General features: G+C 72.4%; 11 protein-coding genes. 10 read left to right on the forward strand and 1 reads right to left on the reverse strand.

The annotated features are described in order from the left end of the window. A partial coding sequence (locus BG452_RS21020; protein ID WP_317621158.1) for a YihY/virulence factor BrkB family protein occupies nt 1–1174 on the reverse strand: 1174 nt, incomplete at its 3' end. 234 nt (nt 1175–1408) lie between these two features. Here BG452_RS21020 and BG452_RS47740 point away from each other — a divergent pair. The 10 genes from BG452_RS47740 to BG452_RS21065 all read left to right on the forward strand — a co-directional run bounded on the left by BG452_RS47740 (nt 1409) and on the right by BG452_RS21065 (nt 10458). Beyond that, the gene (locus BG452_RS47740; RefSeq protein WP_317621159.1) at nt 1409–1492 is read left to right on the forward strand and encodes a putative leader peptide; all 84 of its coding nucleotides are present in this window, start codon (nt 1409–1411) and stop codon (nt 1490–1492) included. Between the two features lie 196 nt (nt 1493–1688). Continuing rightward, nucleotides 1689–3422 carry a nitrite/sulfite reductase gene (locus BG452_RS21025; protein ID WP_188305887.1) on the forward strand — a complete coding sequence of 578 codons (1734 nt, stop codon included), beginning with the start codon at nt 1689–1691 and terminating at the stop codon, nt 3420–3422. After that, nucleotides 3419–3598: an IS1 family transposase gene (locus BG452_RS21030; protein ID WP_188305888.1), complete on the forward strand. Its 180-nt coding sequence runs from the start codon at nt 3419–3421 to the stop codon at nt 3596–3598. Before BG452_RS21025 ends, BG452_RS21030 begins: the two co-directional genes overlap by 4 nt. Next, on the forward strand, nt 3579–4280 hold the full coding sequence (locus tag BG452_RS21035; RefSeq protein ID WP_188305889.1) for a phosphoadenylyl-sulfate reductase: 702 nt from the start codon (nt 3579–3581) through the stop codon (nt 4278–4280). Before BG452_RS21030 ends, BG452_RS21035 begins: the two co-directional genes overlap by 20 nt. A gap of 47 nt (nt 4281–4327) precedes the next feature. Beyond that, nucleotides 4328–4909, forward strand: a complete 582-nt coding sequence (gene cysC, locus BG452_RS21040) for an adenylyl-sulfate kinase (RefSeq protein WP_188305894.1) — start codon at nt 4328–4330, stop codon at nt 4907–4909. Then, entirely contained in the window at nt 4906–5862 is a 957-nt protein-coding gene (gene cysD / locus BG452_RS21045) for a sulfate adenylyltransferase subunit CysD (RefSeq protein WP_188305890.1), read from the forward strand. The genes cysC and cysD overlap by 4 nt, the downstream gene beginning before the upstream one ends. Further along, nucleotides 5862–7205 carry a sulfate adenylyltransferase subunit 1 gene (locus BG452_RS21050; RefSeq protein ID WP_188305891.1) on the forward strand — a complete coding sequence of 448 codons (1344 nt, stop codon included), beginning with the start codon at nt 5862–5864 and terminating at the stop codon, nt 7203–7205. The genes cysD and BG452_RS21050 overlap by 1 nt, the downstream gene beginning before the upstream one ends. Before the next feature lie 243 nt (nt 7206–7448). Next, the gene (locus BG452_RS21055; protein WP_188305895.1) at nt 7449–8633 is read left to right on the forward strand and encodes an aliphatic sulfonate ABC transporter substrate-binding protein; all 1185 of its coding nucleotides are present in this window, start codon (nt 7449–7451) and stop codon (nt 8631–8633) included. Between the two features lie 123 nt (nt 8634–8756). Further along, nucleotides 8757–9560 (forward strand): ABC transporter ATP-binding protein, encoded by an 804-nt coding sequence (locus BG452_RS21060; RefSeq protein WP_188305892.1) that lies wholly within the window; start codon nt 8757–8759, stop codon nt 9558–9560. Beyond that, nucleotides 9547–10458, forward strand: coding sequence for an ABC transporter permease (locus BG452_RS21065; protein ID WP_188305893.1), 912 nt, complete (start codon nt 9547–9549; stop codon nt 10456–10458). Before BG452_RS21060 ends, BG452_RS21065 begins: the two co-directional genes overlap by 14 nt. Nucleotides 10459–10561: the final 103 nt, after the last annotated feature.

A 10561-nucleotide genomic window follows, 5' to 3' on the forward strand; every position in this document is an offset into this window, starting at 1 on the left:
GGGCACTGAGGCGCCCGCGCACGTTGTCGGCGGCCAGCACGTCGGCCCACCGCTCGGGGTACTCGGCGGGCGCGTCGACGTCGTCGACCTCCTCCTCGCCCCACTCCTCCTCCAGGCCCTCGGCCAGTCCCAGCTCGCGGGCGCGCCGGGCCCGCTCGACGGCCCGCCGGGCGGCGACCTCGCGGACCACGGCGGCGGCGGCCTCCTCCTGGGCGCGCTCGTTCTCGGCGCGGGCGTCGGCGGTCTCCAGGGTGGGCCAGCGCCGGTCTATGGCGGCGTTCATGGCGGCGCCGATGAGCACCGCGAGGGCGACCACGAAGATCCACAGCAGTACGGCCACCGGCGCGGCCAGCGAGCCGTACACCGAGGGGCCCTCGACCGAGCTGATCAGGTAGAGCCGCAGACCGACGCTGCAGAAGACCAGCACCACCAGGGCGACCAGGGCGCCGGGGAGGTCCTCGCGCCAGGGCGTGGAGACCGGCACGGCGAGGTGGTAGAGGGTGGTCAGCGAGACGATCAGCAGCAGGATCGCGACCGGCCAGTAGGCGGCGCCGACGAGCCCGGCGGCGCCGGGGACGGCGTTCTCGACCAGTCCGGGCCCGGCCATCAGCAGCGGCAGCACCAGTGAGCCGATCACCAGGGCGCCGAGGTAGAGGCCGAGCGACAGCAGCCGGGTCTTGACGATGCCGCGCTTGCCGTCCAGCCCGTACATGACGGTGATGGTGTCGATGAAGATGTAGAGGGCTCTGGAGCCGGACCACAGCGACAGCAGGAAGCCGATCGAGATCAGGTCGGGCCGGGTGTGGTCGAAGACCTGGCTGAGCAGCGGCTTGACGACCTCGTTGACGGAGGAGTCCGACAGGACCGTCCCGGAGGCCGAGACGATGTCGTGCTTGAGCCGCTCGATGGCGTCCGCGCCGACGAACTCGTCGAGGTAGCCGAGGGTGGCGGCCAGGCCGAGCAGCAGCGGCGGGATGGACAGCAGGGTGAAGAAGGCCGCCTCGGCGGCGAGGCCGGTGACCCGGTACTCGACGCAGGTGTTGGTGGTGTCCCTGACCAGCTCCCACGCCGTACGGCGCCAGGCGGCCTGTTTGGCCGCGCGCCGGGAGCCCTTGCCCCGGCGCCGGGAGGGCCGTTCGGGGTTCGGTCTGCTCGTATCGCCTGCTGCTTGCACAGGGGTAACGGTATCGGGCCGGGGCGATCCGGTTGATCTCCGCGGGGGTACGGGCGCGTGTACCGCGGGGGTACGGGCGGGTGTGCCGCGGGGGTAGGGGCTCCCCGCGGGCCGCTCGACGGACGCCCGGCCGGGACCGGCGGCGACGCCCGGTTGTCCCATCTGTCGAAACTCCAGCGTCCAGTATGCGGATGTTAGTGGACCGCGAGTCCCGGGCCGTGCCAATCTCTTGCCATGTCTAGCGCCGGAACCACCCTGGTTGGTCGACTCCACGTCGATCTGCTTCGCGTGTCCAGCGCCATCTGTCCGGTGATCTGAGCCCCACCCCGCCGCACCACCGCACCCGGCGCCGATTCCACCGCCATCCCCGCACGAGCGGATGCGCAGGCGCCCGCCCGGCCCGGTCACTGCTCTCCCGGCCCTGAGAAACCCGCAGGTCACAGCAGCACCGCACGGCTGAGCACGCCCCGCGACCCACCCGGCGTCAGCGCCACCTGCCCAGAAGGACTTCACCATGGCCACCTCTCCCGAGACCGCCGAGCCCACGGCCGACCGCACCGCCGCGCGTGGCACCGGCGCAGCCGCCGCGGCTCGCAAGGTGACCCGCCACCGCGGCGAGGGCCAGTGGGGCATGGGCCACTACACCCCCCTGAACGCCAACGAGCAGTTCAAGAAGGACGACGACGGTCTCAATGTGCGGACACGTATTGAGACGATCTACGCGCACCGGGGCTTCGCCTCGATCGACCCCGCCGACCTGCGCGGCCGGATGCGCTGGTGGGGCCTCTACACCCAGCGCAAGGAGGGCATCGACGGCGGCAAGACCGCGATCCTCGACCCGCACGAGCTGGACGCCGAGTACTTCATGCTCCGGGTGCGGATCGACGGCGGCCGGCTGACCGTCCCCCAGCTGCGGGCGATCTCCGAGGTCTCCGAGCAGTACGCCCGCGGCACCGCCGACCTGACCGACCGGCAGAACATCCAGTTCCACTGGATCCGGATCGAGGACGTCCCCGCGATCTGGCAGAAGCTGGAGGCCGTCGGCCTGTCCACCACCGAGGCCTGCGGCGACACCCCGCGCGTCGTCCTCGGCTCCCCGGTGGCCGGCGTCGCCCAGGACGAGATCATCGACGGCACCCCGGCGATCGAGGAGATCCAGCGCCGTTTCATCGGCAACCCGGACTTCTCCAACCTGCCGCGCAAGTTCAAGTCCGCGATCTCCGGCTCCCCGCTGCTGGACGTCGCCCACGAGATCAACGACGTCTCCTTCGTCGGCGTGGTCCACCCCGAGCACGGCCCGGGCTTCGACCTGTGGGTCGGCGGCGGCCTGTCCACCAACCCCAAGCTGGGCGTGCGCCTGGGCGCCTGGGTCCCGCTGGAGCAGGTGCCCGACGTCTTCGGCGGCGTGATCGGCATCTTCCGCGACTACGGCTACCGGCGCCTGCGCAACCGGGCCCGGCTGAAGTTCCTGGTCGCCGACTGGGGCGTGGAGAAGTTCCGCCGGGTGCTGGAGGAGGAGTACCTGAAGGTCCGGCTCCTGGACGGCCCCGCGCCCGCCGAGCCCGTCGCCCGCTGGCGCGACCACGTCGGTGTCCGGCAGCAGAAGGACGGCCGGTACTACATCGGCTTCGCCCCGCGGGTCGGCCGGGTCGACGGCAAGCTGCTCGGCCGGATCGCCGACCTCGCCGCCGCCCACGGCAGCGACCGGGTGCGCACCACCACCGAGCAGAAGATGCTCATCCTCGACGTCGCCGAGGAGCACGTGGAGTCGGTGGTGGCCGGCCTGGAGGAGCTCGACCTGCGGGTCACCCCCTCGCCGTTCCGCCGCGGCACCATGGCCTGCACCGGCATCGAGTACTGCAAGCTCGCCATCGTCGAGACCAAGGAGCGCGGGCGCACCCTGATCGACGAACTGGAGCAGCGCCTGCCGGACTTCGCCGAGCCGCTGACCATCAACATCAACGGTTGCCCCAACGCCTGCGCCCGCATCCAGGTCGCCGACATCGGCCTCAAGGGCCAGCTGGTCACCGACGAGCACGGCGACCAGGTCGAGGGCTACCAGGTGCACCTGGGCGGCGCGCTCGGCCTGGAGGCCGGCTTCGGCCGCAAGGTCCGCGGCCTCAAGGTCACCAGCGCCGGCCTGCCCGACTACGTCGAGCGCCTGCTGACCCGCTACCAGGCCGACCGCACCGAGGGCGAGCGCTTCGCCCAGTGGGCGGCCCGGGCCAGCGAGGAGCAGCTGTCGTGAGTGAGCGAGCCGCACCGTTCTTCTGCCCGTACTGCGGGGACGAGGACCTGCACCCGTCCGAGGCCGGCCACGGCGCCTGGGAGTGCCACGGGTGCCGCCGCGCCTTCCAGTTGAAGTTCCTCGGCCTGCTGTCACCGACCCACGGGAGTGCGTCGCATGAGCCGCACGACGACTGACCACGCCGAGCTGGCGGAGCGGGCCGGCCGCGAGCTGGAGGAGGCCACGCCGCAGGAGGTGCTGCGCTGGGCCGCCGACACCTTCGGCAGGCGGTTCTGCGTCACCTCCTCGATGGAGGACGCGGTGGTCGCCCACCTCGCCTCCTCGGTGTTCCCCGGCGTGGACGTGGTGTTCCTGGACACCGGCTACCACTTCCCGGAGACCATCGGCACCCGGGACGCGGTGGCCGCGACCATGCCGGTCAACGTCATCACGCTCACCCCGCTGAGGACGGTCGCCGAGCAGGACGCCGAGCACGGGCCCCGCCTGCACGACCGCGACCCGGACCTGTGCTGCTCGCTGCGCAAGGTCGAGCCGCTCAACCGCGGCCTCGGCGGGTACGACGCCTGGGCGACCGGGCTGCGCCGCGACGAGTCGCCGACCAGGGCGAACACCCCGGTGGTCGCCTGGGACCCGAAGCGCCGCAAGGTCAAGATCGCCCCGATCGCCCACTGGACGCAGGAGGACGTGGACGCCTACGTCGCCGCGAACGGCGTGCTGCTCAACCCGCTGCTGTGGGAGGGCTACACCTCGATCGGCTGCTCCCCGCTGTCCTGCACCCGCAAGCCGGGCGAGGGCGAGGACGCCCGGGCCGGCCGCTGGTCGGGCTCCGGCAAGACCGAGTGCGGCATCCACCTCTGACCACCCGTCACCCTCACGTAAGGAAAGAACCCGTGACAGCTCACACCCTGGCCGCCGACGGAGCCGCAGGGGCGGCCCGCGCGGCCGCCCCCTGCGAGCGCGGCGCCACCGTGTGGCTGACCGGGCTGCCGAGCGCGGGCAAGACCACCCTGGCCTTCGCGCTGGCCGAGCGGCTGCGCGCCGAGGGCCACAAGGTCGAGGTCCTGGACGGCGACGAGATCCGCGAGTTCCTCTCCAAGGGCCTCGGCTTCTCCCGCGAGGACCGGCACACCAACGTCACCCGGATCGGCTTCGTCGCCGAGAAGCTGGCCGCCAACGGCGTCAAGGTCCTCGCCCCGGTGATCGCCCCGTTCGCCGACTCGCGCACCGCGGTGCGCGAGCGGCACGCCGCGGCCGGCACCGAGTTCCTGGAGATCCACGTCGCCACCCCGGTCGAGCTGTGCGCCGAACGGGACGTCAAGGGCCTGTACGCGAAGCAGGCGGCCGGCGAGATCTCCGGCCTGACCGGCGTGGACGACCCGTACGAGGCCCCGCTAGCCCCGGAGCTGCGCCTCCAGACGCGGGGCCGCGCGGTCGCCGAGTCCGCCGCCGAGCTGCACGCCTTCCTGACCGAGAGGGGTCTCGCATGACCACCGCGACCGACGTTCCGGGCCGCACCGAAGCCCACGGCGAGAACTCAGGGGGCCCCTTCGCGCTGTCCCACCTGGACGCGCTGGAGGCCGAGTCGGTGCACATCTTCCGCGAGGTCGCGGGGGAGTTCGAGCGGCCGGTGATCCTGTTCTCCGGCGGCAAGGACTCCATCCTGATGCTGCACCTGGCGCTCAAGGCCTTCGCGCCCGCGCCGGTGCCCTTCTCGCTGCTGCACGTCGACACCGGGCACAACTTCCCCGAGGTGATCGCCTACCGCGACCGCGTCGTCGCCGAGCACAACCTGCGCCTGCACGTCGCCCACGTCCAGGACTTCATCGACGACGGCCGGCTGCGCGAGCGCCCCGACGGCACCCGCAACCCGCTGCAGACCGTCCCGCTGCTCGACGCGATCGAGTCCAACCGCTTCGACGCGGTGTTCGGCGGCGGCCGCCGGGACGAGGAGAAGGCCCGCGCCAAGGAGCGCGTCTTCTCGCTGCGCGACGAGTTCGGCGCCTGGGACCCGCGCCGCCAGCGCCCCGAGCTGTGGTCGCTGTACAACGGCCGGCACGCGGTCGGCGAGCACGTGCGGGTGTTCCCGCTGTCCAACTGGACCGAGCTGGACGTCTGGCAGTACATCGCGCGCGAGGGCATCGAACTGCCGGAGATCTACTACGCCCACGAGCGGGACGTCTTCGCCCGGGGCGGCATGTGGCTGACCGCCGGCGAGTGGGGCGGTCCCAAGGACAGCGAGCCCGTCCAGCGGCGGCTGATCCGCTACCGCACCGTCGGCGACATGTCCTGCACCGGCGCCGTCGACTCCGACGCCACCACCATCGAGGCGGTGATCGCCGAGATCGCCGCCAGCCGCCTCACCGAGCGCGGCGCCACCCGTGCCGACGACAAGCTGTCCGAGGCCGCGATGGAAGACCGCAAGCGCGAGGGGTACTTCTAATGAGCACGACCATCGAGACCAGCGCCACCTCCCTGCTGCGCTTCGCCACCGCCGGCTCCGTCGACGACGGCAAGTCCACCCTGGTCGGCCGCCTGCTGCACGACTCCAAGTCGGTGCTCGCCGACCAGCTGGAGGCCGTCGAGCACGCCTCGCGCAGCCGCGGCCAGGAGGCGCCGGACCTCGCGCTGCTCACCGACGGCCTGCGCGCCGAACGCGAGCAGGGCATCACCATCGACGTCGCCTACCGCTACTTCGCCACCCCCCGACGGCGGTTCATCCTCGCCGACACCCCCGGGCACGTGCAGTACACCCGCAACATGGTGACCGGCGCCTCCACCGCCGAACTCGCCGTCGTCCTGGTCGACGCCCGCAACGGCGTGGTCGAGCAGACCCGCCGGCACGCCGCCGTCGCCGCGCTGCTGCGGGTGCCGCACATCGTGCTGGCCGTCAACAAGATGGACCTGGTCGGCTACGCCGAGCCCGTGTTCGCCGCCATCGCCGAGGAGTTCACCGGCTACGCCGCCTCACTCGGCGTCAAGGACGTCCTCGCCGTCCCGATCTCCGCCCTCGCCGGGGACAACGTCGTCGAGCCGTCCGCGCACATGGACTGGTACGGCGGCCCGACCCTGCTGGAGCACCTGGAGACCGTCCCGGTCGGCAGCGACCCGAGCGCCGAACCGGCCCGCTTCCCGGTCCAGTACGTGATCCGCCCGCAGACCGACGAGCACCCCGACTACCGCGGCTACGCGGGCCAGTTGGCCTCCGGGGTGCTGCGGGTCGGCGACCCCGTCACGGTGCTGCCCTCCGGCCTGACCAGCACCGTCGCCGCGATCGACGCGCTCGGCCGCCCGGCGGACCTCGCCTGGGCCCCGCAGTCGGTCACCGTCCGGCTCGCCGACGACCTCGACATCTCCCGCGGCGACCTGCTCGCCGCCGGGGCGGCTCCCGCCCCCACCAAGGACATCGAGGCCACCGTCAGCCACCTCAACGAGCGGCCGCTGCGCGCCGGGGACAAGGTGCTGCTCAAGCACACCACCCGCACGGTGCGCGCGCTGGTCAAGGAGATCTCCTACCGGATCGCCCTGCCGACCAAGGCGGGCGACACCCTCGAACAGCGCAGCGGCGCCGAGGGGTTGAACGTCAACGACATCGGCCACGTCAAGCTGCGCACCGCCGAGCCGCTGGCCCTCGACGACTACACCGACAACCGTCGCACCGGATCCTTCCTGCTGATCGACCCGGCCGACGGCACCACCCTCACCGCCGGCATGGCGGGCGAGGCCTTCGCGACCGTACGCGTCGACGACGCACCCGGCGCACCCGACGAGGAGGACTGGGTCTGATGCCCAGCGAGGCGTTCTCGGGCATGGACAAGGAAGGCGGCCGCATCGGCAGCGGCGTCCTCGGCAGCGGCCAGGGCGGCTTGACCCGATGTGCGGGCCGACGGGGCTGAGACCGCCCCGTCACCGGGCTGCCTTCCCCCCAGCCGCCCGGCTTGCCCCGGCACCCGATGCCGCGCGCACCACCTTCCAACCGTCCGCCCGGGACCGCTTCCTGACGGTCCGTCCGTGAACAGGACCCACACCATGGCACCGAACCCGCTCTCCTCCCATACCTCCGTCCGCCCCGGCGCCGGGCGGTTCAGACGCTCCGCCGCGGCCGCCGTCGCCGGCCTGACCGCCGTGGCCCTGCTGTCGGCCTGCGGCTACGGCTCCACGGCGGACAAGTCCGACGGCAAGGCCAACGCGGCCGCCACCGTCGGGGCCTCGGGCGCCAAGCTGTCCGCGGACACGGTGAAGATCGGCTACTTCGCCAACCTGACCCACGGCACCCCGCTGGTCGGCCTCCAGGAGGGCATCTTCCAGAAGCAGTTGGGCGCCACCCAGGTCAGGACCCAGATCTTCAACGCGGGCCCGGCCGAGATCGAGGCGCTCAACGCGGGCTCCATCGACATCGGCTGGATCGGCCCCTCCCCCGCGATCAACGGCTACACCAAGTCGAACGGCCAGTCGCTGAAGATCATCGGCGGTTCGGCCTCCGGCGGGGTCAAGCTGGTGGTCAACCCGGACAAGATCGGCTCGCTGGACGACCTCAGGGGCAAGAAGATCGCCACCCCGCAGCTGGGCAACACCCAGGACGTGGCGCTGCTCAACTACCTGGCGGGCAAGGGCTACAAGGTGGACGCGGCGTCCGGCGCGGGCGACGTGTCGGTGGTGCGCACCGACAACAAGGTCACCCCCGACGCCTACAAGTCCGGCTCCATCGACGGCGCCTGGGTGCCCGAGCCCACCGCCTCCAAGCTGGTCACGCTCGGCGCGAAGGTCCTGCTCAACGAGAAGGACGTCTGGCCGGACAAGAAGTTCGTGATCACCAACATCATCGTCTCGCAGAAGTTCCTCAAGGAGCACCCGGACGTGGTGGAGGCCGTGCTGCGCGGCTCGGTGGACACCAACGCCTTCATCAAGGCCGACCCCGACAAGGCCAAGGCCGACGCCAACGAGGCGATCAAGAAGGAGGCCGGCAACGCGCTGGAGCCGGGGGTCCTCGACCCGGCCTGGGCGGACATCGACTTCCTGGACGACCCGCTGGCGAACACCCTGCAGGCCGAGGCCGACCACGCCGTGACCGCCGGGCTGCTCAAGCTGCCCAGATCGAGTTCCGCTGGCGCGGGGGCCAGCCTGAACGGCATCTACGACCTCACCCTGCTGAACAAGGTCCTCGCGGCCAAGGGCCAGGCGCCCGTGGCGGACGCCGGACTCGGCACCAAGTAACTCCGCGGTCCGGCCCCGCCCGCCCGGTCGATCCCCGATCGATGCCCACCGGCGCGGACGGGGCCCGGACCCCGGCTCCGACTCGCCTCGCCAGCCCCCAGACCACACGCAGGAGGTGCCCGGATGACCCCGGCACTGACCACCTCGGCGGACGCCCCCGGCGCCGACGCCCCCGGCGGCGCGCCCGCCGTCCGGATCTCGCACGTCCACAAGTCCTTCGGCCGCCCCGGCGCCCAGACCCATGTGCTCGACGACATCACCCTCGACGTCGCGCCCGGCGAGTTCGTCACCCTCCTCGGCGCCTCCGGCTGCGGCAAGTCCACCCTGCTCAACCTGGTCGCCGGCCTCGACGAGCCCACCCGCGGCGGCATCGAGGTGCCCGGCGGCCGCCCCGCCCTGATGTTCCAGGAACACGCGCTGTTCCCCTGGCTCACCGCCGGCAGGAACGTCGAACTCGCCCTCAAGCTGGCCGGCGTCCCCCGCCCCGAGCGCCGCGCCGAGGCCGAGCGGCTGCTCGAACTCGTCCGCCTGAACGGCGCGTACGGCAAGCGGGTGCACGAGCTGTCCGGCGGCATGCGCCAGCGCGTCGCGATGGCCCGCGCCCTCGCCCAGGGCAGCAAGGTGCTGCTGATGGACGAGCCGTTCGCCGCCCTCGACGCCATCACCCGCGACGTCCTGCACGACGAGATCACCCGGATCTGGGCCGAACGGCAGCTGTCCGTCCTGTTCGTCACCCACAACGTGCGCGAGGCCGTGCGGCTGGCCCAGCGCGTCGTCCTGCTCTCCTCCCGGCCCGGCCGGGTCGCCCGCGAGTGGCGGATCGACCTGCCGCAGCCGCGCCGCATCGAGTCCGCGGGCGTGGCCGACCTGTCCATCGAGATCACCGAAGAACTGCGTGGGGAGATCCGTCGCCATGGCCAGCACTGACACCGCCCCCGTCCGGGAGCACACCACCCCCGGCGGCGCGTCCGACAGCGCCGACGTCGGCGCCGGCCTGGACGCCCTCGACTCCGTCGCCGCCCAGCGCAGTTCGCTCGGCGAGGTGCTGCGCGGCAAGGCCCTGCCGCCGCTGATCGGCGTGCTGGTGGTGCTGGCGCTGTGGCAGGGCGCGTACAGCCTGCACCTCACCTCCTCGTACAAGCTGCCCAGCCCCGCCGACGTCTGGCACTCCCTGGAGGACCTCTGGTACCAGGGCACGCTGTTCTCGATCATCTGGACCAGCGTGTGGCGCGGCCTGTCCGGCTTCCTGCTCGCCGTCGTCATCGGCACCCCGATCGGCCTGGTGGTCGCCCGGGTCAAGCCGGTGCGCACCGCGATCGGCCCGGTGCTCCAGGGCCTGCAGTCGCTGCCCTCGGTGGCCTGGGTGCCCGCCGCCGTCATCTGGCTCGGCATCAACGACTCGATGATGTACGCGGTGATCCTGCTCGGCGCCGTCCCCTCCATCGCCAACGGGCTGGTCGCCGGCATCGACCAGGTGCCGCCGCTGTTCCTGCGGGCCGGACGCACCATCGGCGCCACCGGCCTCACCGGCGCCCGGCACGTGCTCATCCCGGCCGCGCTGCCCGGCTACCTGGCCGGGCTCAAGCAGGGCTGGGCGTTCTCCTGGCGCTCGCTGATGGCCGCCGAACTGGTCGCCTCCTCCCCCGACCTCGGCCGCGGCCTGGGCCGGTTCCTGGAGGACCAGCGCGAGTTCTCCGACATGTCCGGGGTCCTGCTCGGCATCCTCCTCATCCTGTTCGTCGGCATCGCCATCGAGCTGCTGGTGTTCACCCCGGTCGAGCGCCGGGTGCTGCGCAACCGCGGCCTGCTGGCCTCCGGCCAGTGAGGCGGCCGGTGCGGGCGGCGCCGAGGCCCGCCCTGCTGCTGATCGCCCACGGCAGCCGCGACCCGCGGCACGCCGCGACCGTGGCCGCGCTGGTCCGGGAGGT

Source organism: Streptomyces sp. CBMA123 (assembly GCF_014596465.1).
GTDB lineage: Bacteria > Actinomycetota > Actinomycetes > Streptomycetales > Streptomycetaceae > Kitasatospora.